The sequence below is a fragment of the Amycolatopsis sp. NPDC104775 genome (assembly GCF_055583325.1).
Map to the genome: position 1 here is coordinate 1610874 of NZ_JBVJOE010000001.1, position 26149 is coordinate 1637022.

The 26149-nt window shown below is 68.8% G+C and carries 25 protein-coding genes; 8 read left to right on the forward strand and 17 right to left on the reverse strand.

The annotated features are described in order from the left end of the window. Positions 1-130: 130 nt before the first annotated feature. Together ACZ63D_RS07085 and ACZ63D_RS07090 are read right to left on the reverse strand one after the other, a co-directional pair. A complete protein-coding gene (locus ACZ63D_RS07085; RefSeq protein WP_465353714.1) occupies positions 131-475 on the reverse strand; it encodes a DUF3099 domain-containing protein in 345 nt (114 codons plus the stop codon). A gap of 8 nt (positions 476-483) precedes the next feature. Then, positions 484-1776 carry an amidohydrolase gene (locus tag ACZ63D_RS07090; protein WP_465353356.1) on the reverse strand — a complete coding sequence of 431 codons (1293 nt, stop codon included), beginning with the start codon at positions 1774-1776 and terminating at the stop codon, positions 484-486. Between ACZ63D_RS07090 and ACZ63D_RS07095 the strand changes: the two genes are divergently transcribed. The 4 genes from ACZ63D_RS07095 (at position 1769) to ACZ63D_RS07110 (ending at position 7675) form a co-directional block, all read left to right on the forward strand. Then, complete coding sequence (locus ACZ63D_RS07095; protein ID WP_465353357.1) at positions 1769-3301, forward strand: DUF7782 domain-containing protein; 1533 nt, start codon at positions 1769-1771, stop codon at positions 3299-3301. The genes ACZ63D_RS07090 and ACZ63D_RS07095 overlap by 8 nt on opposite strands. Beyond that, positions 3298-3723 carry a D-aminoacyl-tRNA deacylase gene (gene dtd / locus ACZ63D_RS07100; protein WP_037810034.1) on the forward strand — a complete coding sequence of 142 codons (426 nt, stop codon included), beginning with the start codon at positions 3298-3300 and terminating at the stop codon, positions 3721-3723. The genes ACZ63D_RS07095 and dtd overlap by 4 nt, the downstream gene beginning before the upstream one ends. A 278-nt stretch (positions 3724-4001) precedes the next feature. After that, positions 4002-5033 (forward strand): sigma-70 family RNA polymerase sigma factor, encoded by a 1032-nt coding sequence (locus tag ACZ63D_RS07105; RefSeq protein WP_452081190.1) that lies wholly within the window; start codon positions 4002-4004, stop codon positions 5031-5033. Positions 5034-6013: 980 nt separating this feature from the next. After that, a complete protein-coding gene (locus tag ACZ63D_RS07110) occupies positions 6014-7675 on the forward strand; it encodes a fumarate hydratase (RefSeq protein ID WP_465353358.1) in 1662 nt (553 codons plus the stop codon). A gap of 18 nt (positions 7676-7693) precedes the next feature. Here the strand turns inward: ACZ63D_RS07110 and ACZ63D_RS07115 are convergent, their stop codons facing one another. The 11 genes from ACZ63D_RS07115 to ACZ63D_RS07165 form a co-directional block, all read right to left on the reverse strand. After that, complete coding sequence (locus tag ACZ63D_RS07115; protein ID WP_465353359.1) at positions 7694-8131, reverse strand: SRPBCC family protein; 438 nt, start codon at positions 8129-8131, stop codon at positions 7694-7696. Between the two features lie 339 nt (positions 8132-8470). Next, positions 8471-8977, reverse strand: coding sequence for a hypothetical protein (locus tag ACZ63D_RS07120; RefSeq protein WP_465353360.1), 507 nt, complete (start codon positions 8975-8977; stop codon positions 8471-8473). A 44-nt stretch (positions 8978-9021) separates the two neighbouring features. After that, entirely contained in the window at positions 9022-9423 is a 402-nt protein-coding gene (locus ACZ63D_RS07125; protein WP_465353361.1) for a hypothetical protein, read from the reverse strand. A gap of 169 nt (positions 9424-9592) precedes the next feature. Then, positions 9593-10390 (reverse strand): ABC transporter permease, encoded by a 798-nt coding sequence (locus ACZ63D_RS07130; protein WP_465353362.1) that lies wholly within the window; start codon positions 10388-10390, stop codon positions 9593-9595. Continuing rightward, positions 10368-11231: a 2-aminoethylphosphonate ABC transporter permease subunit gene (locus tag ACZ63D_RS07135; RefSeq protein ID WP_465353363.1), complete on the reverse strand. Its 864-nt coding sequence runs from the start codon at positions 11229-11231 to the stop codon at positions 10368-10370. Before ACZ63D_RS07135 ends, ACZ63D_RS07130 begins: the two co-directional genes overlap by 23 nt. Further along, on the reverse strand, positions 11228-12295 hold the full coding sequence (locus tag ACZ63D_RS07140) for an ABC transporter ATP-binding protein (RefSeq protein ID WP_465353364.1): 1068 nt from the start codon (positions 12293-12295) through the stop codon (positions 11228-11230). The genes ACZ63D_RS07135 and ACZ63D_RS07140 overlap by 4 nt, the downstream gene beginning before the upstream one ends. Next, the gene (locus tag ACZ63D_RS07145) at positions 12292-13326 is read right to left on the reverse strand and encodes a 2-aminoethylphosphonate ABC transporter substrate-binding protein (protein WP_465353365.1); all 1035 of its coding nucleotides are present in this window, start codon (positions 13324-13326) and stop codon (positions 12292-12294) included. The genes ACZ63D_RS07140 and ACZ63D_RS07145 overlap by 4 nt, the downstream gene beginning before the upstream one ends. Continuing rightward, entirely contained in the window at positions 13323-14015 is a 693-nt protein-coding gene (locus ACZ63D_RS07150) for a phosphonatase-like hydrolase (protein ID WP_465353715.1), read from the reverse strand. Before ACZ63D_RS07150 ends, ACZ63D_RS07145 begins: the two co-directional genes overlap by 4 nt. Continuing rightward, entirely contained in the window at positions 14009-15127 is a 1119-nt protein-coding gene (locus tag ACZ63D_RS07155) for a TIGR03364 family FAD-dependent oxidoreductase (RefSeq protein ID WP_465353366.1), read from the reverse strand. The genes ACZ63D_RS07150 and ACZ63D_RS07155 overlap by 7 nt, the downstream gene beginning before the upstream one ends. Positions 15128-15232: 105 nt before the next feature. Continuing rightward, entirely contained in the window at positions 15233-15613 is a 381-nt protein-coding gene (locus ACZ63D_RS07160; protein ID WP_465353367.1) for a DoxX family protein, read from the reverse strand. Between the two features lie 56 nt (positions 15614-15669). After that, on the reverse strand, positions 15670-16446 hold the full coding sequence (locus ACZ63D_RS07165; RefSeq protein ID WP_465353368.1) for a GntR family transcriptional regulator: 777 nt from the start codon (positions 16444-16446) through the stop codon (positions 15670-15672). A 76-nt stretch (positions 16447-16522) separates the two neighbouring features. Here ACZ63D_RS07165 and ACZ63D_RS07170 point away from each other — a divergent pair, with 76 nt between their 5' ends. Beyond that, a complete protein-coding gene (locus ACZ63D_RS07170; RefSeq protein ID WP_465353369.1) occupies positions 16523-17740 on the forward strand; it encodes an APC family permease in 1218 nt (405 codons plus the stop codon). A 321-nt stretch (positions 17741-18061) separates the two neighbouring features. Further along, complete coding sequence (locus ACZ63D_RS07175) at positions 18062-18844, forward strand: S1 family peptidase (RefSeq protein WP_465353370.1); 783 nt, start codon at positions 18062-18064, stop codon at positions 18842-18844. Between the two features lie 624 nt (positions 18845-19468). Here ACZ63D_RS07175 and ACZ63D_RS07180 read toward each other — a convergent pair. Beyond that, complete coding sequence (locus ACZ63D_RS07180) at positions 19469-20713, reverse strand: hypothetical protein (protein WP_465353371.1); 1245 nt, start codon at positions 20711-20713, stop codon at positions 19469-19471. 124 nt (positions 20714-20837) lie between these two features. Then, positions 20838-21299 carry a MarR family winged helix-turn-helix transcriptional regulator gene (locus tag ACZ63D_RS07185; RefSeq protein ID WP_465353372.1) on the reverse strand — a complete coding sequence of 154 codons (462 nt, stop codon included), beginning with the start codon at positions 21297-21299 and terminating at the stop codon, positions 20838-20840. Between the two features lie 61 nt (positions 21300-21360). On the opposite strand from ACZ63D_RS07185, the gene ACZ63D_RS07190 reads away from it, so the two are divergent. Continuing rightward, the gene (locus tag ACZ63D_RS07190; protein WP_465353373.1) at positions 21361-22254 is read left to right on the forward strand and encodes an alpha/beta hydrolase; all 894 of its coding nucleotides are present in this window, start codon (positions 21361-21363) and stop codon (positions 22252-22254) included. A 3-nt stretch (positions 22255-22257) separates the two neighbouring features. Here ACZ63D_RS07190 and ACZ63D_RS07195 read toward each other — a convergent pair whose 3' ends face one another. After that, positions 22258-23364 (reverse strand): NAD(P)H-dependent flavin oxidoreductase, encoded by a 1107-nt coding sequence (locus ACZ63D_RS07195; RefSeq protein ID WP_465353374.1) that lies wholly within the window; start codon positions 23362-23364, stop codon positions 22258-22260. 8 nt (positions 23365-23372) lie between these two features. Next, positions 23373-24968, reverse strand: a complete 1596-nt coding sequence (locus ACZ63D_RS07200) for an acyl-CoA synthetase (RefSeq protein ID WP_465353375.1) — start codon at positions 24966-24968, stop codon at positions 23373-23375. Positions 24969-25033: 65 nt separating this feature from the next. Here ACZ63D_RS07200 and ACZ63D_RS07205 point away from each other — a divergent pair, with 65 nt between their 5' ends. Next, complete coding sequence (locus tag ACZ63D_RS07205) at positions 25034-25822, forward strand: crotonase/enoyl-CoA hydratase family protein (protein ID WP_465353376.1); 789 nt, start codon at positions 25034-25036, stop codon at positions 25820-25822. Positions 25823-26149 lie beyond the last annotated feature (327 nt).

Here is a 26149-nt window from a genome sequence, read left to right on the forward strand (position 1 = left end):
GTGCTTGTCAAGGCATCTTTCCCGCCTTGACAAGCACCCGCCGTCCGTCATCACAATTGGGCTTCGGGGTGCCCCACGCATCACCCGGGCGCAATGTCGCCGCCAGGCGACGAGCCGCCACCACCCGGATTCACCCGTCAATCACCCGATGCTGCCGCCCCTCAACCTGCCGCGCGTCCCGCGCATACCGGTTGACCTTCTCCGACTTCCGCGGCGGCCGATCATTAGCGATCAACACCGCGATCCACGGCAACGGCACCGAAATCACCAAAAACAAAATCGCCAGCCACCACGTGTGATACGTCAACCCGGCCAGCACCAGACAGGGAATCCGGCACACCATCATGATGACGTACTTCCGCTTCCGCGCCGCTAACTGATCGTCCAGCGACGGCTCGGCCTCGGTGATCAGCACGGGTTCGGGGCGGGGATCGGCTCCGTGGGGTGCGTTCACAGCACCACCTCCGCGTTCCATCGTCTCACTCACCGCCCTTCCGCGACACCCGGGCGGGCAAACCGGGACAGCGCCGCGACGACCAGCGTCTCCACCCCGGTCCGCAAGGTCGGATGCAACACCGGCGCGAACTTGGACGAATGATTGGACGGCACGTCGGTCTCGAACCGCCCCTCCGTCATCGCCGTGATCACTTCCTGCGGGTCGAACCCGCCGACCAGCCAGAACACCGACGGTACCCCCGCCGCGCGCCCGAACTCGCTGAAGTCCTCGCTGCCGGTGACCAACGGCGCGGGCATCGTCGCCTCCGCCCCGAAGTGCCCGCGAAACACCTCAGTCAACTCATCCGACGCCGCGGCGTCATTCGCCGTGACCGGATACGACGCCACGATCTCCACCGTCGGCGGCTGAGGCGCCCCAGCCGCCGCGGCCTCCCCCTGCACGATCCGCTCGATCGCCTTGCGCAACCGCATCAGCACAGCGTCGTCAAAGGCCCGGGTGTTGACCTCCAGCACCGCATGGTCCGCGATCACGTTCGCCGCGGTCCCCACATGCATCGAGCCGACCGTCACCACAGCAGGCTCAGTCGCCGCGATTTCCCGCGACACGATCGTCTGCAGCTTGAGCACCACAGACGCCGCCAGCACCGCCGGGTCGACTGTGGTCTCCGGCCGCGAACCGTGCCCGCCGCGGCCGTGCAGGGTGATCCGCAGAGTGTCGGTCGCCGCCATGATCACGCCCGGGCGAGTCAGCACCCACCCAGCCGGGCCAGGCACGATGTGCTGGCCGAAGACCACGTCGGGACGGCCGACCCGCTCGAAGAGACCGTCGCGAACCATCCCGGCCGCGCCGTCCCCGGCCTCTTCCCCGGGCTGGAACAGCGCGAGCAGCGTGCCGGACCACTCGTCCCGCGAAGCAGCGAGAAGGTGCGCGGCACCGGAGAGCCACGTCGCGTGCATGTCGTGCCCGCAGGCGTGCATCAGCGGCACGTCGCGGCCTTCGGAGTCGACGCCGCGCGCAGTGCTCGCGTACGAGAGCCCTGTCTGCTCTTCGACCGGCAGCGCGTCGATGTCCGCACGAAGCAGCACAGTCGGTCCTTCGCCGTTGCGCAGGACGCCGACGACGCCAGTGCGACCGATGCCGGTATGCACCTCGAAGCCGTCTTCAGTCAGCCTTCGGGCCAGCTCCGCTGCCGTACGGGTTTCGGTGAACGCCAGCTCGGGATGACGGTGCAGATCGACGTACAGCGCTTCAAGCTCCGGCAACGCCGCTTCAAGCGGAGCCAGGACACGCTTGGTGGTCTCGGTGGTCACGATGCTCATCGTGGCAGGCTTACCCACCGTGAGCACGAACACGCCTCTTCCTGACCTTTCCGACGACGTCTGCGCGCGGCTGCGCGAAGCGTTCCGACGCACCGGCTACGACGCTGACGGCGTCGTCGACGCGCTCGGCGGCGCAGCGCACACGGCGCTGGGCCGCGGCGAGCCCGAACCCGCTCGCCGCGCGAGCCTCGACGCCGGGGACCTCGGCGTCTTCATCCGGCTGTTCCTGCTCGGTCTCGCCGAGCCGGAGAAGACTGTCTCGTCGGCGTTCGCGCCGCTCAGCGCGGACGACGCGGTGGCCGCAGGGATCCTGCGGGCCGTCGGGGACGAGTTCCGCGCCGCGCTCGACATCCGCCCGCACGGCGACGAGGACGGCTCGTGGTGGGTCGTCTCCGACCTGGACGCCGACATGCTCGGCCACGTCGTGCCCGAGGACCACGTGCTCGGCGTCGGGCACGCGTCGCTGAGCCTGATCCGCGCGACCAGCCGCCGTCCGGTCGGCACCCTGCTCGACCTGGGCACTGGCAACGGCGTCCAGGCGCTCCACGCGACTCGGCACGCGCAGCGGGTGACCGCGACTGACGTGTCGGCCCGCGCGCTTGCCCTGGCCGCGGGCACCTTCCGACTGAACGAGCTGGAAGTCGAGCTGCTTCGCGGCGAGTGGTTCGCGCCGGTCGCGCGTCGCCGCTTCGACCAGATCGTGTGCAATCCGCCATTCGTGGTCGGCCCGCCGCGCGTCGACTACACCTACCGCGACTCCGGCCTCGCCGGCGATGACGCGAGCGCGCTGGTCGTCCGTCAGCTGCCGAGTTTCCTCAACGACGGCGGCACCGGACAGCTTCTCGCGTCCTGGCTGCACCGACGCGGCGAAGACTGGGGCGACCGTGTCGCGCGCTGGCTGCCACCAGAGACCGACGCCTGGTTCGTACAGCGCGACGTGGCGGACCCGGGGCTGTACGTCGGCACCTGGCTGCGCGACGAAGGCATCGACCCGCGCTCGCCGGAAGGCCGGGTCAAGGCCGCCGCGTGGCTCGACTGGTTCACCGAAAACGACGTACAGGGCATCGGATTCGGCTTCGTGACATTGCGCCGCGCAAACGGACAAACGCCGACTGTCGTCTGCGAAGACCTGCGACAGGCTTACGACGATCCGCTGGGCCCCGAAGCAGCGAACTGGCTCGACCGCGTCGAGTGGCTGCGTACGCACGGCGACAATGTGTTGGACGTAGCGTTTCGGGTACCCGACACAGTGTTGCTCGAACGCGTCGATTCCCCCGGTGACGAAGGCTGGGAAACAACCGTACGGCGGTTGCACCGCACCGACGGACCGGGTTGGCAGCACGAGGTCGACGAACTCACCACGCGCCTTCTCGCGGGTTGCCGCGGCGCGCTGCCGCTGTCGGATCTGCTGGACCTGTTGTCCGCCGCACAGGGCCTCGATTCGGCCGAACTGACCGCCGCGGCTTTGCCGATCGTCCGCGAACTCGTGCGTCACGGCATGCTCGTGCCGGGTTTGCCGCGGTGAGGGCGGTGGCGGCGCGGGTCACCCGCGCGAGCGTGACCGTCGCGGGGGAGATCGCCGGGGAGATCAAGGAACCCGGGTTGCTCGTGCTGCTGGGCGTGCACCGGGACGACGATCCCGGAAAAGCCGAGACGATGGCCCGCAAACTGCACGAACTCCGGTTGCTGCGCGACGAAGAATCCTGCGCGACAACCGGCGCTCCGCTGCTCGTGGTGTCGCAGTTCACGCTCTACGGCGACACCCGCAAGGGCCGTCGCCCGTCGTGGACCGCCGCCGCCCGGCCGGAAATCGCCGAACCGCTGGTGGACGCCGTGGTCGCGGAACTGCGCGGACGCGGCGCGACCGTCTCGACCGGACGGTTCGGCGCGGAGATGGCCGTGGAAAGCGTGAACGACGGCCCGTTCACCGTTCTCGTTGAGGTCTAGACCACATTGGAGAAGGCCGCGTAACATCGAAGGCACGGAGCGCGATTCGAGCGCATTTCCCGGGGCGCAGCGGTTCTCAGCAAAACCTCAGTTTTGGTGGAGCAACCGAGGGGCGGGCACGGCCGTCCTCTTTTCAGCGAGCCGGGAACGTTTCACCTTCCCGGAGCGTTGAGACCAGTGTCCAGCCAAGCCGGCTGGGCCCGCGGACACGGGATTCCACAGGCCCCGTTCCCGCAGGCGCCGGCGAGACACGTTCAGCCCGTGACCGGGGAGGCAGAATGTCAGTCCAGACTCTCGAACGCGAAGCGCGCGGGATTCGCGAGCGCGGGATTCCAGCACAGCAGACCGAGGAGCGTCCGAGCGTGGGGGCGCTCACCGACGCCGACCTCGACGCCCAGAGCCCCGCCGCCGACCTGGTGCGCGTGTACCTGAACGGCATCGGCAAGACCGCGCTGCTCACCGCGGCCGACGAGGTCGAGCTGGCGAAGCGGATCGAAGCCGGGGTTTTCGCCCAGCACATGCTCGACACCGCGGAAGACCTCACGCCGCAGCGCCGCAAGGAGCTGCGCGCGCTGATGCGCGACGGCCACGTGGCGAAGAACCACCTGCTGGAGGCCAACCTCCGGCTCGTGGTGTCGCTGGCGAAGCGCTACACCGGACGGGGCATGCCGCTGCTCGACCTGATCCAGGAGGGGAACCTGGGCCTGATCCGCGCGGTGGAGAAGTTCGACTACTCCAAGGGGTTCAAGTTCTCCACGTACGCCACGTGGTGGATCCGCCAGGCCATCACCCGGGGCATGGCGGACCAGGGCCGCACGATCCGGCTGCCGGTCCACCTCGTCGAGCAGGTGAACAAGCTGGCCCGGATCCGCCGCGACCTGCACCAGCAGCTTGGCCGCGACGCGACGCACGAGGAACTGAGCGCCGAATCGGGCATTCCGGTGCACAAGATCTCGGACCTGCTCGACCAGTCCCGCGACCCGGTGAGCCTCGACATGCCGGTGGGCACCGAGGAGGACGCCCCGCTGGGCGACTTCATCGAGGACTCGGAGGCGACCGACGCCGAGAGCGCCGTGATCTCCGGCCTGCTGCAGGACGACCTTCGCCGCGTCCTGGCGACGCTGGACGACCGCGAACAGCACGTCATCCGGCTGCGCTACGGCCTCGACGACGGCCAGCCGCGCACCCTCGACCAGATCGGCAAGCACTTCGGCCTGTCGCGCGAACGCGTGCGGCAGATCGAACGCGAGGTCATGGCGAAGCTGCGCCAGGGCGAGCGAGCCGACCGGCTGCGGGCGTACGCCAGCTGAGTTTCTTCCTTCTCCGGGGCCTCGGCACGCTCCGCGTGCGAGAGTCCCGGAGAAGGCGGATAAGCCTGCCTTCGGGCTGATTTCGGGCTGATTTCGGACCGCCGAGGCGCGGCTGACCGGGCGTGGGGTCCGGTGAGCCGGGTCGCGGCGAGCGCGCGGGCAGGCATCGGCCAGGGGTTTTCGTGGGGACCGGGTGGGGCCCGGTCAGGCGGGACGGACGCCTTTGGCCAGAAGATTGTTTTGGTGGGCAGCGGTGTGGGGCCGCTGGTTGCGTTTGCTTCGGTGAGCAGCGGCGCGGGGCCGCTGACCGCGACTGTCTCGGCGGGCAGCGGTCCCTCGCCGCTGGCCACGACTGATTCGGCGGATAGCGGTGCGGGGCCGCTGGTTGCGCCAGAACCCCCTCGGTCCGGATCCCGGGCCGAGGGTTTCTGGCGTGTCCGGCCCCGAATCACACCTGCCTGCCCGCCTCAGCGAACGCCCTCTCGCAGTGCCGACAAACCGCCTCATCGCCACCTTCAAACCCAGGACCCCCACCAGCCCCGCTGAGCCCTTCACTCCCAAAAGAGTGAATATTCCTCCCTCAGTGCCCCCATTTATCCCTTTAACCCTTTTCCTCCTGGCGCCCCCGGCAACCCCGTCACCGCCCCGCGCACCCGATCGTGGAATTCGGCTCTCGGTCGCGTTTGGTGGTTCTGGGCAATGGGTAGCAAGCGTTCGCGATCCCCGCCGTGCGGCGTCCGGTCAACGCGCCGGCGGGGGTCCCGTTGGTCACGCGGGACGGGTGTGTGCGCATCCGGTCCGCTTTCCCCGGGAGGTCGGGTCCGTCGGGGTGGGCCCGGCCTCCCGACCAAGCTGCCGTCCGGATCCGCGGCTGCCGGTCCAAGGCGTGCGCTATCCCACAGCGTCGCCGCGCCCGTGCGACTGGGTGGAACCCGCTGAGTACCGTGGGCCAATCCCGATCAGGGCAAAGGAGCCTCGCTGTGCCGCCCACCACGTTCCAGCACACCGAAGTCCTGCCGCTCGGCAAGGACACCACCACCGAGTACCGGCTGGTCACCGCCGACGGCGTCGAGACCGTCGAGGCCGCCGGGCGGAAGTTTCTGAAGGTCGATCCGGAGGCGCTGACGACGCTCGCGCGCACGGCGATCACCGACATCCAGCACCTGTTGCGTACATCACACTTGCAGCAGCTGCGCGCGATCGTCGACGACCCCGAAGCCAGCGGCAACGACCGGTTTGTCGCGATGGATCTGCTCCGCAACGCGGCCATCTCGGCCGGGGGCGTGCTGCCGATGTGCCAGGACACCGGCACCGCGATCGTCATCGGCAAGCGCACCGAGGGCGTGCTGTCCGGCGGCGACGACGAGCGTGCGCTGTCGGAGGGCATTTTCGACGCCTACCAGCAGCTCAACCTGCGCTATTCGCAGATGGCCCCGCTGAACTTCTGGGAAGAGCGCAACACCGGCACCAACCTGCCCGCGCAAATCGAGCTCTACCACAAAGACTCGGACGCGACGGACCCCTCGTACGAGTTCCTGTTCATGGCCAAGGGCGGCGGCAGCGCCAACAAAACGTTCCTGTACCAGGAAACCAAGGCGGTCCTGAACCCGAAGCGGCTCGCCCGGTTCCTGGACGAGAAGCTGCGCAGCCTGGGCACCGCCGCGTGCCCGCCGTACCACCTGGCGATCGTCGTCGGCGGCATGTCGGCGGAGTTCAACCTCAAGGTCGCGAAGCTGGCTTCCGCGCGCTACCTGGACAATCTGCCTGCCGAGGGTTCCGAACTGGGCCACGCGTTCCGCGACCGCGACCTCGAGCAGCAGGTGCTGGAGATGACGCGCCAGTTCGGCATCGGCGCGCAGTTCGGCGGCAAGTACTTCTGCCACGACGTCCGCGTGATCCGCCTGCCCCGGCACGGCGCGAGCTGCCCGGTCGGCGTCGCGGTGTCCTGTTCGGCCGACCGCCAGGCGAAGGCGAAAATCACGAGCGAGGGCGTGTTCATCGAACAACTCGAACGCGACCCGGCCCGCTTCCTGCCGGACGTCACCGAGGACGACCTCTCCGACGAGGTCGTGGCGGTGGATCTGAACCAGCCGATGGACCAGATCCGGGCGCAGCTGGCGCAACTGCCGGTGAAGACGCGCCTGTCGCTGACCGGCCCGCTGGTCGTGGCGCGCGACATCGCGCACGCCAAGATCGCCGAGCGCCTGGACGCCGGCGAGGAGATGCCGCAGTACCTTCGCGACCACCCGGTCTACTACGCGGGCCCGGCCAAGACCCCCGACGGTTACGCGTCCGGCTCGTTCGGCCCGACGACCGCGGGCCGGATGGACTCCTACGTCGCCCAGTTCCAGGCCGCGGGCGGCTCCCTGGTGATGCTGGCGAAGGGCAACCGCTCCAAGCAGGTCACCGCCGCGTGCAAGGAACACGGCGGTTTCTACCTGGGCTCGATCGGCGGCCCGGCCGCGCGGCTGGCGAAGGACTGCATCAAGAAGGTCGACGTGCTCGAGTACGCCGAACTCGGCATGGAAGCGGTCTGGAAAATCGAGGTCGAAGAGTTCCCCGCGTTCATCGTGATCGACGACAAGGGCAACGACTTCTTCTCCGAAACCAGCGAACCAGTCCTGCAGATCAGCTTCCGCTGAGCCAAGCCGACGCCGAGGTCATCCGGGAAACATCCCGCCCAACCGGGCGAGAGTCTTCTCGATGGCCTCGGCGTTGCGCCGGGGAAACCCCAGCAACCGAATCGCGAGCGGCGACCGAGCAGTAGACCAGTCGAACGTCTCGGTGACCTCAGTGCGCCCGTCCCCGGCCGGCTTGAGCAGCCAACGCCACCGATGCCCGGAGAAATGCCGCCAGGCAATCAGCCGATTCTCCTCGAACTCGACCACGGTGTTCTGAATCCGGTACGGCGCCCCCATCCGCATCTCCATGCCGAACTGCGCCCCGAGCGACAACCGCGCCGGCGCCGACCCCCGACTGGCCCGCACCGTCCCCGACCCGTCAATGAGCGGATGCTGCGCCGGATCGGCAAGCAACGAGAAAATCCGTTCCGGCTCAGCAGCAACAACCGCAGTGCGCGAAACCTGGCGAGTACCCATCACGCAAGCCTAGGGCCGCCCACCCAGCACGGCCATCGACAGCCACGTCAGACCAAAAGTCCACTGTGGACCACAACCAACCCAACCCCACGCCCACCAAACCGCCCCCGCTGCACCCAACCAGCGAGGCACCCAGCCCCTCCCCCAACCCCGATACGAAGCCTCCCTGCGGTCGGTGGGTGCTTGTCAAGGCATCTTTCCCGCCTTGACAAGCACCCACCGACCGTCAGCACAATGAACCTTCGGGGTGCCCCACGCACGACCCCACGGCAATGTCGCCCCCAGGGCGACGAGCCGAACGACCCCCCGACGAAGCCGTCCGACCCGTCCCCAAAACCATCACCGAGGCGGAACCTGCTTCAAAACCACAGTCCTCTCCCCCAACGGCGCCGCCAACGCCACCGAAATCACCGGATGCCGCAAATCCATAGTGCACATCTGCCCGGTCTGCGCCTTGGTCTCGCTCAAATCCACCACAACCCTCTGCGGCGTCTGCTCAACAGCCTCCCCGAGCGCATGCCCGCACCCCCCTTCCTCAGCCCGCACCACCAGCACAGTCCCCCCGTTGTCCGCATAAACCTCCTTCGGAAACGTCTTGGGCAACGCAGCCCCGTCAACCCGCCCATCCGGGACCCGCACCGCCCCCTGCGGCGGATCGAACTGCGGCTTCCCCGGCGGCGGCACCGAAGTCGAGGTGGTGGCGCTGCCACTCGGCGGCGCGGTCTCGGTCCCGGACGCCGGTGCGTTCGCCATGCTCGTCGGACTGCCGCACGCGGCCGCCATAGTGAGCACCAGTGCCGCGCCCGCCAGTCGTGTCGTTCCGATCAGCTTCGTCGAGTACCTCATGATCCCTAGACGGACCGACCACCCCACCGGGTTGCACCCGATCTTCACGAACCCGGCCGCAACACCAATTCCCGCCCGCCGAGCGGCGCGGCCAGCCGCACCGGCAGCGAAATCTCCCGCACGTGCATCGGGCACATCTGCCCATGCGGCGGCAAAGTCTTCGTCACCAGCACCACCACCTGAACGGCAGTCTGCTCCCCCGCCCGGGCACTGAGCTTGTCGCATCCGCCCTCTTCCGCCTGAATCACCACGACCGAGCCACCCTCCGCGAGCGTGACGTCGTGCGGATAATCAGCCGGAAGCGCCGAGGCATTGACCTGCCCGGCCGCGGGCGCGGTATCCCCCGGCGGCACACCCTGCGTAGGACGACTCTTCGGCGGTGCCGAAACCGGCGGCGGCGCGACCGACGGCGGCGGCGAAGAAACCGCCACCGAACTGGTGGGCATCGAACTAGACGCCGGACTGGAGGAACCTGGCGCAGCCACGGTCCCATTGCCCCCGCACGCCGCGACAGTCAGCAGCAGCGCGCTCGCTCCCACGATTTTCCCTGTAGTCCGCATGTATCGCGGACGGAATCGCGGCCCGGAAGGTTGCACCCGGGCCGCGAAAACTCTTTCACCGAGCCGACGCCTTTCCCCGCACCAGTCCCAGCAGCACCACCCCGGCCAGTGTCACCACCAGCAACAGCACCGTGCTGGCCGACGCGAGGAACACCTGGCCCCGGTCGGTCAGGGAGAAAATGGTCGCCGGGAGCGTCCGCCAGTCCGGCGGGTACAGCATCACCGTCGCGCCCAATTCGCCCATCGACATCGCCAGCGCCAAACCGGCCGAAGCCGACATCGCGGGCAGCAGCACCGGCAACCGGACTCGCAGCAGCACCCGCAACGGACGTGCGCCGAGACTTGCCGCGGCCTGCGCGAGCAGCGGATCGACGCGTTGCAGCGCAGCGGAAACCGTGCTGTAGGCGAAGGGCAGCAGAATCATCAAGTGTCCGATTAGCACGATCCACCGCGTGCCGTTGAACGCCAGCGGCGGACGGCTGAACGCCACCAGCAACGCCAGCCCGAGCACCACCGAAGGCACCGCGATCGGCAGGTGGAACAGCGAATCCGCGATCCGGCGCAGCCGCGGCGGGGCCTGGTCGACGGCCAGCGCGGCCCAGGTGCCGATCAGCACCGAGACCAGCGACGTGATCACCCCGGTCTGGACGCTCACCGACAGGCTCGCGAACGTCTCGCCGGAGAGTGCCTCGGCGTAATGCGCCCCGGTGAGGCCGCTGGGCAGCACGCCCGTCCAGCTTCCGGCGAATGACGCCAGCACGATCATCACCAGCGGTGCGGCCACCACCCCGAGGAAAACCACGCCGAACACCAGCCACACCAGCAACCGGCTACGCCGCGTCCACAGCAGCACGACGCTCTCCTCTCCCGACCACTCGCCGGTAAACCGTGTAGAGCACCAGCGACAGCACCACGTTCACCACCGCGACCACCGAGGCCGCCGGGAAGTCGAAGGTGACGATTCCCTTGCCGTACACCAGCATCGGCAATGTCGAGACGCCCTTCGCACCGAGGAACAGCACAATGCCGAACTCGTTCATAGTCAGCAGCAGCACCAGACACGCGCCGGACGCGAGCGATGGCAGCGCTTCCGGCAGCACAACCCGCCACAGCACCCGGCCCGGCCGCGCGCCAAGACTTGCCGCCACGTCCAGTTGCGCGGACGGAACCTGGCTGAACGCAGCGAGCGCGGGACGCATCACGAAGGGCGTGTAGAAGGTGATCTCGGCGAGCAGCACACCCCACGGCGAGTACAGAAACCCAGCGGTGCCAAAGACTCCAGCGCCACCGTAGAGGAAGGTGAAAGCCAGCGCGATCAGGAATGACGGAAACGCCAGCACCGTGTCCACCAGCCGGGCCAGCAGCGTCGCGCCGGGAAACGGGACGAATGCGACCACCAGCGCGAGAAATCCGCCAAGCAGGACGCAACCAGCAGTGGAACCCAAGGCCAGCAGCACCGTCTGCCACACCGCGTGGCCGAATTCCGGCGACGACAGCACTTGCGTCCACACCGAGAGCCCGAAACTGCCGTCCTGCGCGGTTAACGATTGCAGAATCACCAGCACCAGCGGGTAGCCGAAGAACCCGGCGACCACGATCGCGGGCGGGAGCAGCCAGCCGATCCGGTACCGGCGGGGCCGGGTGCGGCGGCGAGCGGGGGCGACCGCGGTGGCACCGAGGGCGAGGCCGGTCATCCGCTCACCCCCACCAGCGGGCATCCGTCCGGAATGGACACTCCGACCCGGTCGCCGACCGCGGGCAGCACCGGGCTGTCGGGCACCTCGGCGCGAATATCGCAGACCTCGTCGGTGAGCCGCAGGTCGAGCCGGTACCCGGAGCCGCGCCACTGCACCCCGCGCACCAGCGCCGGGAAGGTCCCCGGCCCGGGTTCGCCGACCGAAATCCGGTGCGGCCGCACGCCGAGCGCCACCGGCTGCTCCGGCTGGAGCGTGCCGGACGGTTCGGCGGACAGCTCGCGCCCGGCCAGCCGGACCGTCGCGACCGAGCCGTCCGCGCGCACCAATTCGACTGGGATCAGGTTCGCCGCGCCGAGGAAGCTCGCGGTGAACTCGGTGGCCGGGCGACGGTAGAGCTGTTCGCACGGGCCGAGTTCGACCAGCCGGGAATCGCGCAGCACGGCGATCCGGTCGGCGAGCGCGAGCGCCTCGCTCTGGTCGTGGGTGACGTAGATCAGCGTCGTGTCCGGCAATTCGGCCCGCAGCCGCAGCAGTTCCGCGACCATGTCCTCGCGCAGCGCGGCGTCCAATGCGGACAGTGGCTCGTCGAGCAGCAGTACGTTGGGCCGGATCGCGAGTGCCCGCGCCAGCGCGACCCGCTGCTGCTGTCCGCCGGACAGTTCGCGCGGATACCGGCGCGCGTACTCGCTCATCCCGACCAGGTCCAGCACCTCGCCGACCCGCTGCGCGACGTCCGACCGGCGCATCTTCCGCGCTTTGAGTCCAAACGCGACATTGTCGGCGACGCGCTGGTGCGGGAAGAGCGCGTAGCTCTGCACCACCACGCCGAGACCACGCCGATGCGGCGGCAGGTCGGTGACGTCCTGGCCGTCGAGCAGCACCCGCCCGGCGCTCGGCCGGAGGAACCCGGCGAGCGCCTTGAGCGCGGTCGACTTGCCGGAGCCGGACGGCCCCAGCAGCGCCAGCGTTTCCCCGCGCGCCACCGAGAGGTCCAAGGGGGCAAGCGCTTGCGTCGCTCCGAAGTGGACGGATACGCCGCGGAACTCTACTGCCGGAGTCACTGCCCGGTGGCCTTCCGGTATGCGGCGAGGTCGGCGTCAAGGCGGCCGAGGACGGAGTTCCAGTCCGGGGTCCAGATGTCCACTCCGGACATCGCGGCGGTGATCTTTTCCGCCTTCGGGCCCTGCGGCTTGACATCGGATCGGGCCGGGATGCCGTACGCGTCGCTGGCCTTCGCCTGGGTTTCCGGCGAGAACAGGAAGTCGAGCAGCTTGCGCGCGTTGTCCGCATGCGGCGCATTGGTGACCAGACCCGCGAAGTACGGCAGCGCGAAGGTGGATCGCTTGCCCTGTGCGTCAGCCGGGAAGAACACCGAGAAGCCGCCGCTCTTGTCGATCTCGGCGAGGTTCATCTGCAGGTCTCCGTTGGCGACAAGAATCTCGCCCTTCGCGACCTTGGGCTGCAGCTTGCCGGTGGACGAGGACGGGCCGACGTTGTTCGCCTGCAGCCGTCCGAGGTAGTCGAGCGCACCCTGGTCGCCGAAGACGTGCTGGGCCTGCAGCAGCACCGCGGTGCCGTCGCCCGCCTCGCCGGGCGTGGAGTACTGGAGCTTGCCCTTGAACTTCGGGTCGAGCAGGTCGTTCCACGTCTTCGGGGCCGGGTTCGCCTGCTGCGGGTTGTAGATGAAGCTGAGGTAGTTGTTCATCAGCGCGTAGTAGCGGCCCTGCGGATCCTTCTGCGCGGCCGGAACCTGGTCGACGCCCTTCGGCGCGGAGGTCGCGAGCAGACCTTCCTTCGCCGCCTGCTGGACGAACGGCGGAAGCGTCACGAGCACGTCGGCCTGGGTGTTCGCCTTTTCCTTGCCCACCCGCGAAACGACCTCGGCGGACCCGGCGGTGACCGCCTGCACGGTGATCCCGGTCTGCTGCTTGAACTCGGCGAACCTGGCGTTGTACCAGTCCTCGAGCCCGTCCGCGGTGTACACGGTGACGGTCTGATCGCCGGACGCGCCGCCCGCCGTGCCTCCGCACGCGGACAGCAGGGCAGCGAGGGCTGCGACGAGAGCGACGACTGTCGCTTTCCGGATCTTCATGGCTGGATGGCTCCTTCGAGATCGAGCACGGTGGGGAGGGCGGAGACGGAGTCGAGAACGTGGGTGGCGCGCGCGGCTTCCAGCTCGTCGCGGTCGCTGGCACCGGTGAGCACTCCGGCGACGATTCCGGCGCCGGCAGCGAGGCCGGTCCGGACATCAGCGGGGGTGTCGCCGACGACCGCGATGTTGCGAACGTCGGTGACCTGCAGTTTCAACGCGGCAGCAAGGACAAGGTCGGGGTAGGGACGGCCGCGCACGCCCTCGCCGGGAGCGAGCGCGAGGTCGGCGAGGTCATGCCAGCCGAGCGCGTCGAGCAGCGCGCGCTGAGTCGTCGGCGCGAAGCCGGTGGTGAACGCGACCCGCACGCCCCGCTCGCGGAGGTCGCGGATCGTTTCCTCGGCACCGGGGATCGGCTTGCACTCCCCGGCCGCGACCAGACGTCCGTACGAGGCCTCGAATTCGGCGTTCGCGCGCTGGGCGAGGTCCTCGTGCCCGAGCAGCGCGCGGAACACGGTGATCTTCGACTGGCCCATGGTTTCCCGGACGTAGTCGAGCATTCCGGCGTAACGTTCGTCCTCTTCGGACACTCCGGCGGCGGCGATCGCCGCGGTGAAGGCGCGTTCGACCAGTCCGTCGTCCGCGACGGTGGTTCCGGCCATGTCGAGCACGACGAGTTCGGCGGTCACCAGCCCAGCTCCTTTGCGGTGTCTTCGGCGATTGCGGGCGAGCAGGTCATCCCCCGGCCGCCAGGGCCGGTGACGAGGAAAGCGTTGCCGGACAGGCGTTCCCGGTGCACCACGGCAGTCTGGTCAGTGGCCTGTGCGTACACGCCGGCCCAACGGCGGCGGATCTTCGGCAGCGGCCGCCCGAGCAACGCGCCCGCCACTTCGGCGAGGTGTTCGTACGGGTCTTCGGTGACGTCGAAGGAGAACGGCTGCGCGTACTCGTGGGTGTCGCCGATGGTGAGCGAACCGTCGCGACGCTGCACCATCAGCAGTTGCATCGCGTTCCGCGCGGCGATTTCGCCCTGCGGCTGGCCTTCATTCATCACGTCGAGCGCCGCGCCGCGGTAGGCCGGGTAGTACCGGAAGCTGTCGCCGTCCGCGACGCTGGTGGGCAACGGTTCGTCGAGCGGTTCGGTCTGCGCCATCTGCAGCCGGACGCGCCGCACCGGGATCACGCCCGCGATCTCGCGGACCAGCCCGCCGAGCCACGCACCGGTGCAGAGCACCACAACGTCGCCTTCGTGCCGCTCGCCGTGATCGTCCACGACGCCGTTCTCCGTCAGGTTCCGCACCTCGCGACCCGGCAGCCAGCGGTAACGGCCGCTGGCTTCGAGCGCTGCGCGAAGGGCGGGCTGCGCGGTCCGCGGCTCGAAGGCTGCGTCGCGCTCGCACCACAACGCTCCGGCGAAGTTGCCGCGCAGAGCCGGGTTCAGCGCCCGGGTCTCCTTTGCGTCGAGAAGCTTGAAGCCGCGCTCCGCTGCCTCCGGTCCGGCCACGACCTCCTGCGCGACAGCCAGTTCGGCGTCGGTGCGGACGACCGTGAGCGAGCCGTTCGGCCGGAAGCCCAGCGCGGGCACGCGCTCGCCGATCCGCTCCCACAGCTCCCGGGCGCGCACCGCCGTCTCCAGCTCCGGACCGGAGGCGCGACCGCCGACCCAGACCAGTCCGAAGTTGCGGACGGACGCTCCGCGTGCCTCGGGCTCGCGTTCGAGCTGGAGGACTTCGTGGCCGCGTTCCACGGCCTGCCAGGCGTGCTGGGTGCCGAGCACGCCGCCGCCAACGATGAGGATTCGCACGGCCGCAACAGTCGCCGCTCGCGCTCAACGGAGACTGTCGGCGCGGGGAACGCCAGGTGAAGCAGCCTCGAATATTGGACCGGATGAGTTACCGTTCCGTTATCTTCACCATCGGCCCGCGGCCACGAACACGCAGACCGCCAGGATCAGGACATTCGCCGCGACGTTGCGGTACTCCGCCGGCCGGTGTTTGGTGACAGCCAGCCGCGAGTGCCCCGCCATCGCTCCGACCATCACCACTGCCAGCCCGATCGCCGCCCACGCGGTGAGCGCCGGAGCGATCCCGGTCAATCCCGGCAGGAGCAGCCCGGCCACCGCGGCGAGTTCGCAGATCGCGGCGAAGCGCACGACCGGCATCGGATACGCGGCCACGCCGGTGTGTCCCGTTTCGAGCAGCCGCTCCCGCGACCTCGTCGACTTGAGCACGCCGGAGAAAGCGAAAAGCGCGGCCAGAGCCGTCTGAGCAGTCCACAGTGCGATTTCCATGGTCGTCCCTCCGTTCGGATGCTGAGGGAACGAACCGGCGGCACTGGATGTGACAGCTACTCGACGCGGTTCAGTCGCGTGACGAAACTCAGCCGGTCTCCGCGGTAAAGGGACCGGACCCGTTCGAACGGCTCACCGTCCGGACCCCACGACACGCGGTGCATCAGCAGCATCGGCAAGGCCGGGTTCGTGCCGATCAGCAGCGCCTCGCGGGGGGTGGCGAGCACGGTCTCCACGCGTTCTTCGGCTCCGTCGAAGACCACGCCCAGCTCGTCGCGCAGGTAGGCGTACAGCGACTGCTCTGGGTCGAAATCCTCGAGCAGCGTCGGGAAGCGGTCCGCGCGCAGGAAGGTCGATTCGAGGCCGACCCGCTCGTCGTCGGCGAGCAGGACCCGTTCCAGGTGAATCACCTCGGCGGCCGGCTCGATCCGCAGGTCGGCGGCCAATCCGGTGCCCGCGGCCCGGCGTTCGAGGGTGATGAGCGTGCGGCCGGGCCGGATGCCCTGGCGGCGCAGGCCCTCGGTGTAGCTGACGAGCGCGAGCGGCTGGACGAGCTTCGGCGGGGCGACGTAGGTGCCGCTCCCCTGCCGCCGGGACAGCCTGCCTTCGAGGACCAGTTCGCCGACCGCCTGCCGGACCGTCGCGCGGGAAACCTCGAACCGTTCGCACAGTTCGCGTTCCGTCGGCAGCGCGCTGCCTTCGCCCAGTTCGGCGATGACGGCCAGCAGTTCGACCTTCACCGCGTAGTAGCGCGGCACGCGGCCGTGATCCGGGATGCCGTCGCGGACCGGTCCGTCGGCGGACAGGCGGGACAGCGGCGAAGACGTGGGCACGAGACCCGAGCCTATGCCAGACGCGCGGCGCGTGGTTCGCTGTCTCGCGAACTGACCCTTACGGGAGGAACCCGCAATGCCTTTGGCCCGCAGGCTAGGCCTCGCCGACGCCGTTTTCATCGGACTCGGTTCGATGATCGGTGCTGGCGTTTTCGCCGCCTTCGCCCCGGCCGCGCGCGCTGCGGGATCGGGATTGCTGCCCGCCCTCGCCGTGGCCGCGCTGGTCGCTTATTGCAACGCGACTTCTTCCGCCCGGCTCGCGGCGTTGTATCCGGAATCCGGTGGCACCTATGTGTACGGACGCGCTCGCCTGGGTGAATTTTGGGGATACATAGCGGGCTGGGGTTTCGTCGCGGGGAAAACGGCGAGTTGCGCGGCGATGACGCTGACCGTCGTCGCTTACGCCGCGCCCGGACTCGGCCAGCCTTGGCGCAGCTTGCTCGCGGTGGGCGTGATCGGCTTGATCACTGGCGTGAACTACCTCGGCGTGCACCGATCCGCTTTGGCTACGCGGGTGATCGTTTGTCTCACTCTCGTGGTGCTTACCCTGGTCGCGGTTTTCGGGTTCTCCGGCCCGCACGTTTCCCCGTGGACCCCGTTTCACGGCGGCGGAGTGCTCGAAGCGGCCGGATTGCTGTTCTTCGCCTTCGCCGGATATGCCCGGCTGGCGACGCTTGGCGAGGAAGTCCGAGACCCGGCGCGCACGATTCCGCGCGCGATTCCCCTCGCTTTGGGACTGACGCTCGTCGTGTACGCCGTGCTGGCGGTGGTATTGCTGGTGACCTTGGGGCCAGACGGAATCGGTGCGAGTCCTGACCCGCTCGCTTCGGTGGTGCCCTGGCTGTCGCCGGTGGTTCGAGTTGGCGCGGTGGTGGCCGCGTCGGGTTCTTTGCTGGCCTTGGTGCTGGGCGTTTCACGGACGACTCTCGCGATGGCGAGGGACGGGCACCTTCCGCGGTTCCTGACCGCGGTGCACCCACGGTATTCGGTGCCGCACCGGGCTGAACTGACGGTGGGCGTGGTGGTCGCGGTGTTGGCCACAACGACGGATTTGCGTGGCGCGATCGGGTTTTCGTCCTTCGCGGTGCTGGCTTACTACGCCGTGGCGAACGCTGCCGCGCTGACGCTGCGCCGGGACGAGGGAGCCGCGCCGAAGATCGTCGCCGCTGGCGGACTGGCGGGGTGTGCGGTGCTGGCGTTCAGTTTGCCGCTCGCTTCGGTGCTCAGCGGGTGTTTGGTGCTGGGGGTGGGCGCGGCGGCGTACTTCGCGCGCCGCCGAACGATTGCCCGCTGACGCGGTTTTTGTTCTCTGCCACGGATTTCGGGTCGGCCCGTATCGACCGGTGCGCGAAAGTCCCCCTCGCTCCGCACCCGCCGGTTACTCCGATAATCACACATCCCCAGGTCAAGGCCGCTTTTTATCGGCTTCCCTCCTGCCAAAAACTGCCGGATCAGGTGAAGAATCCGAAAGATCCGAAGAAAGTTGGTTGTCCACTTACCGCTGCTCTGGTGTAGTCGATCCGTCACCGCACGACACCTCCCCGCCCCCGGGAGCGGAAGCTCCATTGTGGACACCGGAAGGACAATCCCCTTGGCCGACAAGAGAAACTTCAGCATGCTCACGCGAGTTCTGGCAGGCGCGGCAGCACTCGCGGCCGCCGCCGGATTCGCGACGCCCGCCGTAGCGTCGACGCCGTCGCCGGGCGCGGAGCCGCAGATCGTCGGCGGGACTCGTGCCAGCCAGGGAGAATTCCCGTGGATGGTCCGGCTTTCGATGGGCTGCGGCGGTGCGCTGTACACGGACCAGATCGTGCTCACCGCCGCGCACTGCGTCGACCGCACCGGAGCGGACTCGTCGATCACCGCGACACTCGGCGTGGTCGATCTGCAAAGTTCGAGCGCGAAGAAGGTGCGCTCGACCTACGTCTACCGCTCCCCGACGTACGACTCCACCGGCGGCGACTGGGCGTTGATCAAGCTGGCGAGCCCGGTGAGCGGCATCCCGACCCTGCCGATCGCGAAGAACGCCGACAACAACTCCGGCACCTTCACCATCGCCGGCTGGGGCGCGGCCCAGGAAGGCGGCGCGCAGCAGCGCTACCTGCTGAAGGCCGAGGTCCCCTTCGTGGACGACTCGACGTGCCAGTCCCAGGGCGGCGACTACGCCGACCTGAAACCCGACGCGGAAATCTGCGCGGGCAAGGTCGACACCGGCGGCGTCGACACCTGCCAGGGCGACTCCGGAGGCCCGATGTTCCGCCGCGACGAAGCGGGCGAATGGGTCCAGGTAGGCATCACCAGCTGGGGCGACGGCTGCGCCCGCGCCCACGCGCCGGGTGTGTATACCGAGGTGAGCTCGTTCGCGTCCGACATCGCGGAGGCGGCGGGGAAGATCTGACCGGCGTTTCGCCGAGCCCGGCGCGGGACTCGGAGGTGAGCACGTTCGCCTCCGACATCGCCGCTGCGGCCGGGAAGATCTGACCCCGCTGTGACGAGCCAGGTGCGGAACTCCGCTGGGGTTCCGCACCTGGCTTGTGCGGCGTTTTCCCGGGCGAGGCGCAGGCAGGCCGCGCGAGGACCAATCGGATCCACGCCGCGATCGAACACGCCCGCGCGTCTCGCGGGCCTCGATGGTCTCGGCCCGGGACGCGATGCCCGTCGCAGACGAGCCGCCGGATTCCGCCTCTCCGCGCACCAGAGAGGCGGCAGGTACCCCTATCAACGCGGGATCCGTACCGCCGGAACCTGCGGTTCAGGCAGCCAGCCCGCAGTCTCCCGTCGCCGGGTTCGCAATGCCGGACGGGGCGCTGCAGCCGTCAGGTCCGGCAGGGCTTTATCTTCCAGGTACAGCCATGACCGACCGCTGGCAAAGCTCCGTTCTCGCTGAGGTCGGGCAGCCCTGATGGCGGACGGGGACGGCGGCGCTCGGAGTCAGAGCAGCGCTCTCCGCGCCTCTCTGGTGCGGCAGTGCCGCGGCCGCACCGGTGCCACCCGCGCGGTGATCTGCCTGCAAGCCGGCCGGTCACTCGTCCCTTCGCGCACTCTGCGTGGGGTACCCCTTTCCCCGAGGCTTCCGGGCTTCCCGCCGGCGTCGGCTTCGTTCCTGGCGTTCCCGCTCGCGGCGGCCGTAAGTCGCGTTCCGGACGGTCTCTTCGTCTTCCAGGCTCGATCCGAGTGCGCCGGCGACGATGCCGACCGAACTGCACAGCCACACCAGGTTCAAGTACGAACCCACACCGACCGGATGCCCCAGCGCCTGCGCGAAATACCCGCTGTCGATCAGGACGGCCGCGGCCAGCAGCGCGAGCACGTAGAGGATCCCGTACATGCACGCCACCCCGATCGCCAGAGTGGTGGCCGTGGAAACGTTGTACAGCAGCGCTTTGCGTTGCTCGGCGGCTTCGACCGGCCGATCCCAGAGGTGGTTGTACACCGTCAGCCACACCGTCATGACCAGGACGGTGACCATCATGATCGCCGCCAGCCGCAGCGGGGACAGCGCGTCCGCGAGCTTCCAGAACGAACTGGTGATGATGCCGTAGGCGGCGGTGCCCGCCGCTGCCGCGGTGGCGCCCGCGAGGTGCGGGACCAGCTGCCACGGCCGGTTGTCCCGGACCATCCCGGCCAGCAGCCGCAACCGGCCGCGCAGACCGACCAGCGCGAGCTGTGTCGCGGACGGCTGGCGCTCGTCGGGCACCCGCCGCGTCGGGGCCAGCGCTTCGCGCAGCCGGGCCAGCACCCCCTGTCCGCCGTGCTCGCGGTCGATCCCGAGCCAGCGCGCCGCCAGCTGCCGCACCACGCGCACCAGCAGCGCCCGCGCCCGGCGGCGCACCAGTACCGCTCCGAGGGCGGGCAGCGAGATCATCGCGACCCCGTGCTCGACGTCGATTCCGGCGACGACAGGATCGGTTCCCGCGCGCCGAGGCAGGTCGGTGACGAGCACCAGCAGGTCCCAGCCCCGGTCCCGCCGGTGCCGCTCCGACAGCGTGCGCATCGGAATGTCACCGTCTTCGTCCAGCGGGAGCTGGTCGACTTCGTACTCCACCCGCCACCCTGTCCGCCGGTTCACCCGGGTGGCGAGGATTTCCGGGAGCTCGCCGGCGATCGCGGTGATCACCTGCTCCGGCAGCCCTCCGTCGGCCAGCACCCCGACGGCCACCTCGCCTGGCGCGTCCATCTGGTTCACCTCGCTCGTCGGCTCCTGCCGGTTTCCCCGCGCGATCCCGGCCAAACCCGGCGAGCCGGACAGCGAGGAACCGGATGCCACGAGACGCCCTGAGCCGAGCGGCGCGACCAGCACCAGCAGCCCGCCTCACTGCGTTCGCGGCCCCGGACGGGGGGACCGCGGCCCAGGTCCGACACGGTTCCGCCCTCGGTCGCAGGCAAGATATCTAGCCCGCCGGAAGCCCGACCCCGCGCTCCTCCAGCACCCCCCGCAACTCGGCAAGCACCGCGATGACCCCCGCGGCCCGGTCCTCCCCCACTACCGAGCCGATGAGCACGTCGAGCTGGTTCCGGAACGTCTTCTCCATCGCCTCGGTCAGCTCCCGCCCGGCGGGGGTCAGTTCGACGAGCGACGACCGCCGGTCCTCCGGGTTCGGCACCCGGCGCACCCAGCCGCGTGCTTCGAGCCGGTCGACGCCCTTGCTGGTCGCTCCGATCCCGACGGCGAAGTTCACCGCGAGGTCCGCCACCCGCGACTGCGGATGCCGCGCCAGGTATTGCAGGAACTCGAACTGCGCCGCGCCGATCCCGTGTTCGGCCTTGAGACTGTCGCTCAGCGCGTTGTAGATCCGCGTCTCGCAGCGCACCAGATGGTCGAAGAGCTGCTCGTTTGCCGAAGTACCTGCCATGGCATATAGTCTAGCATTACATGCCTCGGCATATACTTCCACAGAATCTTCAGGAGAGCAGATGAGCAGGGAACAACGCCGCGCGATCGCCGAGAAGCTGCGGCAGGCGCCGGAGCAGCCCGAAGCGACGTCGATTGATCAGATGCGCGCCGGGTTCGCCGCGTTGATGAGTCAGTACCCCGTCCCGGCCGAGCATCGCGAGACTCCGACGACCCTCGCCGGGAGACCGGCCGTCCTCGTCGAACCGCCGACAACACCGCTGCCGGGAACGATCCTCTACTTCCACGGCGGGTCGTTCTCGCTGGGTTCGCCGCACACCGCGATGGCGCTGACCGCGAATCTGGTCCTGCGCACCGGAATCCGCGCGCTTTCGCTGGATTACCGGCTCGCGCCCGAGCATCCGTTCCCGGCCGGGATCGAGGACGGCCTCGCCGCCTACCGCAATCTCCTGGAAGACAACGACCCGTCCTCGATCGTCTTCGCGGGCGACTCCGCGGGCGGCGGCTTGTCCGTAACCACAACCCTCGCCGCGCGCGACGCGGGGCTGCCGATGCCCGCCGGGATCGTCGCGTTCTCGCCGGGGCTCGACCACACCTATTCCGGCGCGTCCATGGTGACGAAGGAAGCCGCCGACCCCTTCTTCACCAAGGAAGGCATGAGCAAGACCGGCGAGCTGTACCGGGCGGACGCGGATCCCGCCCAGCCGCTCCTCGCCCCGGCGGTCCACGCCGACCTGACCGGCTTCCCGCCGATCCTGCTGCAGGTCGGCACGAACGAGGTCCTGCTGGACGATTCGGTCCGGCTGGCGGACCGTGCCCGCGGGGCGAACGTCGACGTGATCCTCGATATCACCGCCGACGTCCCGCACGTCTTCCAAACCTTCACCGACACGCTCGACGAAGCCGGACAAGCCCTGGATCGGGCCGCCCTGTTCATCAAACAGCGCCTCGCCTGAACCTCAGCGAATCTTGTCCAGCCGGGAAACCGTCTCCTCGAACCCCTGGACCAGATCCGCCATCACCTCGGCCACCGGGCGGACCCGGTCCATCCGGCCGACGATCTGGCCCACCGGCATCGACACCACCGACGGGTCCGCGGCGGCGTGGATCCGGTTGTGCGCATGGGAAACCAGCAGGTTTTGCAACGGCATCGGCAGCGGTTCCGGCGCACCCGGCGCGGCCCACGCCTCCGTCCACCGGGTTTTCAGCAGGCGAGCGGGTTTGCCGGTGTAGATCCGAGTCCGCACGGTGTCCGCGGAGGTCGCCGCGACCAGGGCGTTCTGCATCGCCTCCGATTCAGGCATTGTTTGGAGGTATTCCTCCGTCGCGAGCCAGTACGAACCCATCCACGCGCCCGACGCGCCCAAGGCCAGTGCTGCGGCGACCTGGCGGCCGGAGCCGATTCCTCCGGCTGCCAGGACCGGGGCGCGGTCGCCGACGGCGTCCACGATTTCCGGGACCAGCACCATGGTCGCGATTTCGCCGGTGTGGCCGCCTGCCTCATGTCCTTGTGCGACAACGAGATCCACGCCGTTGTCGACATGACGAGCGGCGTGCGACCCCTTTCCGGCGAGGGCGGCCACCGGGACGCCCGCGTCGTGCGCGCGGGTGATCACGTCGACGGGAGGCGAGCCCAGGGCGTTGGCGATCAGGCTGATCCGGTGGTTGAGCGCAACGTCCACATGGGACCGGGCGACCGAGTGCAGCCAGCCGAGGACGCCCGCCCGTTCGTCGGTGTCGTCGGGCAGCGGCGGGACCGCGAGGTCTTTCAGCACTTTGTCGACAAATGCCCGGTGGCCCGGCGGGATCAGTTCGTTCAGGTCGGTCTGGGTGCCTTCGGAAGGGATCTTCGCCGGCATCACGATGTCGACGCCGTAAGGCTTTCCGTCGGTGTTTTCGTCCATCCAGGACAGCACCGCGTCGAGTTCGGCGGCGTCGTTGAACCGGACGCAGCCCAGCACGCCCATGCCGCCCGCGCGGCTGATCGCGGCCGCGACGTGTTCCGACGGGGTGAATCCGAAAATCGGCACCTCGATGCCGAACCGGTCGCACAACGATGTGCGCATGCGCCCTCCTAGGCGGGTTCGTGTTCGGCGGCGTACCGCTGAGCCCACGGATAATCCGGCTTCCCGCTCGGCGAGCGGCCGATTTCCTCGGCCAGCCACACCGTGCGCGGCACCTTGTATCCGGCGATCTCGGTGCGCACGTGCGCTTCCAGCGCGGCCAGATCCGGCCGCACGCCGGGACGCGGCTGGACGACGGCGGCGACGCGCTGGCCGAGCCGTTCGTCCGGGATGCCGATGACCAAGGCGTCGAAGACGTCCGGATGCGATTTCAGCGCGCCCTCGACTTCTTCCGGATACACCTTTTCGCCGCCGGTGTTCACGCACTGCGATCCCCGGCCGAGCAAGGTGACCGTGCCGTCTTCCTCGTAGCGAGCGTAGTCGCCGGGCACGACATAACGGACACCGTCGATTTCGGTGAAAATAGTGCGGCTTTTCTCCGGATCGCCGTAATAGCCGAGCGGGACGTGCCCGCGGCGGCCGATCAGCCCGATCGCACCGGGTTTCGGTTCGACCAGCTTGCCGTCGTCGTCGAGCAGGATGGCGTCCTTGCCGAAGTTCACCCGCGGGCCTGCGGAATGGTCGGAATCCTTGCCCACCATGCCGATTCCGGTGAAACCGCTCTCCGACGAGCCGATCGCGTCGGTGATCACGACGTTCGGCAGCATCTCCAGGAATTCCTGTTTCACCGAATGCGAGAACAGCGCCGCGTGGCTCGACACCGCGACCAGCGACGACGCGTCGTAATCGCCGGAGCGGTACGCGTCCACGAGCGGCCGCGCCATCGCGTCCCCGACAATGGTCAGCACCTGCACTTTGTGTTCCTGCACCGCGCGCCACACGTCGTGCGCGTCGAACTGCGGGACGAACACCACCGGACTGCCGGTGAACAACGCGCCGAACGCGGCCCACTGCGCCGCGCCGTGGATCAGCGGCGCGGCCGGAAGGCGCACGAGCGAACCGGATTTGCCTTGTTCGCTGAGCGTCCATTCGTCCGGCACGTATTCGCCGGTGACGAAGTTGATGCCGCCGCCGAGCGCGCGCCAGATGTCCTCGTGCCGCCACAGCACGCCCTTGGGATAGCCGGTGGTGCCGCCGGTGTAGAGGATGTACAGATCGTCGGCGCTGCGCTCGCCGAAGTCTCGTTCGTCCGACTCGCCCGCGAGCGCCGCCTCGTACTCGACGCCCGTCTCGTACGGCGTGTCCGAACCGTCCTCGACGACTACAACGTGTTTCAGTTTTGGCGTTTCCGGGAGCACCGCCGCCACCCGGTCGGAGTAGCGCCGCTCGTGCACCAGCGCCACCAGGTCGGCATTGGTGAACAGATAGCGAAGCTCCCCGTGGACGTAGCGGTAGTTCACGTTCACCGCGATCGCGCGCAGCTTGTACGCGGCGAACATGGCTTCCAGCGCCTCGATGGAGTTCCGGGAATAGACACCGATGTGGGAACCGGGTCCCACGCCGTGCGCGGCCAGGTGGTGCGCCAGCCGGTTCGCGCGCTTCTCCAGTTGCGCGAAGGTGACCTGGCGCTGTCCGCACACGACCGCGACGCGTTCCGGCACGGCGTCGACGGCGTGCTCGAGTAGATCCGCGATGTTGAGTGCCACGCACCCAAAGTAGAACATGTTATCGTTCTGGGCAATGACCCCGGCCAGCTGAGAAGGAGGCCCCGGTGGCCGAACCCCACGCGCTCGTCACCCTCGAAGGCCGCACGCTCGTGGTGACGATGAACCGCCCAGACGCCCGCAACGCCCTCACCGGCGAAATGCTTTCGATCATGGTCGAGGCCTGGGACCGGGTGGATTCGGACGACCAGGTGCGCAGCTGCGTCCTGACCGGAGTGGGCGGCGCGTTCTGCGCCGGAGCGGACCTGAAATCCATGTCCCGCAACGCCCCGGACAAATCGTTCTCGAACGGCTCCTTCGACCCGAGCCGCATCGAGGGCCTGCTGAAAGGCCGCCGGCTCACCAAACCGCTTATCGCCGCCGTCGAAGGCCCAGCCATCGCGGGCGGCACGGAAATCCTGCAGGGCACGGACATCCGGGTAGCCGCCGAAAGCGCGAAATTCGGCGTCTCCGAACCCCGCTGGGGCCTGTTCCCGATGGGCGGCTCGGCCGTGCGACTGCCCAGGCAGATCCCGTACACCGTCGCCGCCGACCTCCTCCTCACCGGACGGCACATCACCGCCGCGGAAGCACGCGACATCGGCCTGGTGGGCCACGTCGTCCCCGACGGCCAAGCGCTGGCTCGCGCACTGGAACTCGCTGAACTGATCAACGACAACGGTCCGCTGGCGATCCGCGCGATCCTCAAGACCATCCGCGACACCGAAGGCATGCACGAGGAAGAAGCCTTCAAACTGGACGCCAAATACGGCATCGAAGTCTTCGCCTCCGCCGACGCGAAGGAAGGCCCGAAAGCCTTCACCGAAAAACGCAAGCCGAACTTCCAGGGCCGCTGACGAGGGTCCGCGAAGACGAACCCAAGTCCAATATCAGGGACTTAAGGAGCACGATCGGCGCAGCTGAGGTGCGGCTGCCTGGTCGAGCGACGTCGCAGGCCCGAACTGACTGGTGCCGGGCCAGCCCGATGGCCGGGAGCGGAGTCGTTGTACGTGAGGGGAACCCTGAGGGAACCTGATTCCCTCAGGGTTCCCCTCACGGCTTTAAAACCGCACCAGCGCACCAAACCAGCAAGGCACCCACACCCCCCACAACCCCGATACGAAGCCAAAAACACGGCGCGGGGGTGCTTGTCAAGGCATCTTTCCCGCCTTGACAAGCACCCC

Excerpts from the sequence above, each read along its gene's own strand:
- ACZ63D_RS07085 (WP_465353714.1), bottom strand. The coding sequence starts at position 475 with ATGGAACGCGGAGGTGGTGCTGTGAACGCACCCCACGGAGCCGATCCC.
- ACZ63D_RS07095 (WP_465353357.1), top strand. The coding sequence starts at position 1,769 with ATGCTCATCGTGGCAGGCTTACCCACCGTGAGCACGAACACGCCTCTT.
- ACZ63D_RS07090 (WP_465353356.1), bottom strand. The coding sequence starts at position 1,776 with ATGAGCATCGTGACCACCGAGACCACCAAGCGTGTCCTGGCTCCGCTT.
- ACZ63D_RS07105 (WP_452081190.1), top strand. The coding sequence starts at position 4,002 with ATGTCAGTCCAGACTCTCGAACGCGAAGCGCGCGGGATTCGCGAGCGC.
- ACZ63D_RS07115 (WP_465353359.1), bottom strand. The coding sequence starts at position 8,131 with ATGGGTACTCGCCAGGTTTCGCGCACTGCGGTTGTTGCTGCTGAGCCG.
- ACZ63D_RS07120 (WP_465353360.1), bottom strand. The coding sequence starts at position 8,977 with ATGAGGTACTCGACGAAGCTGATCGGAACGACACGACTGGCGGGCGCG.
- ACZ63D_RS07125 (WP_465353361.1), bottom strand. The coding sequence starts at position 9,423 with ATGCCCACCAGTTCGGTGGCGGTTTCTTCGCCGCCGCCGTCGGTCGCG.
- ACZ63D_RS07135 (WP_465353363.1), bottom strand. The coding sequence starts at position 11,231 with ATGACCGGCCTCGCCCTCGGTGCCACCGCGGTCGCCCCCGCTCGCCGC.
- ACZ63D_RS07145 (WP_465353365.1), bottom strand. The coding sequence starts at position 13,326 with ATGAAGATCCGGAAAGCGACAGTCGTCGCTCTCGTCGCAGCCCTCGCT.
- ACZ63D_RS07160 (WP_465353367.1), bottom strand. The coding sequence starts at position 15,613 with ATGGAAATCGCACTGTGGACTGCTCAGACGGCTCTGGCCGCGCTTTTC.
- ACZ63D_RS07170 (WP_465353369.1), top strand. The coding sequence starts at position 16,523 with ATGCCTTTGGCCCGCAGGCTAGGCCTCGCCGACGCCGTTTTCATCGGA.
- ACZ63D_RS07175 (WP_465353370.1), top strand. The coding sequence starts at position 18,062 with ATGCTCACGCGAGTTCTGGCAGGCGCGGCAGCACTCGCGGCCGCCGCC.
- ACZ63D_RS07185 (WP_465353372.1), bottom strand. The coding sequence starts at position 21,299 with ATGGCAGGTACTTCGGCAAACGAGCAGCTCTTCGACCATCTGGTGCGC.
- ACZ63D_RS07190 (WP_465353373.1), top strand. The coding sequence starts at position 21,361 with ATGAGCAGGGAACAACGCCGCGCGATCGCCGAGAAGCTGCGGCAGGCG.
- ACZ63D_RS07195 (WP_465353374.1), bottom strand. The coding sequence starts at position 23,364 with ATGCGCACATCGTTGTGCGACCGGTTCGGCATCGAGGTGCCGATTTTC.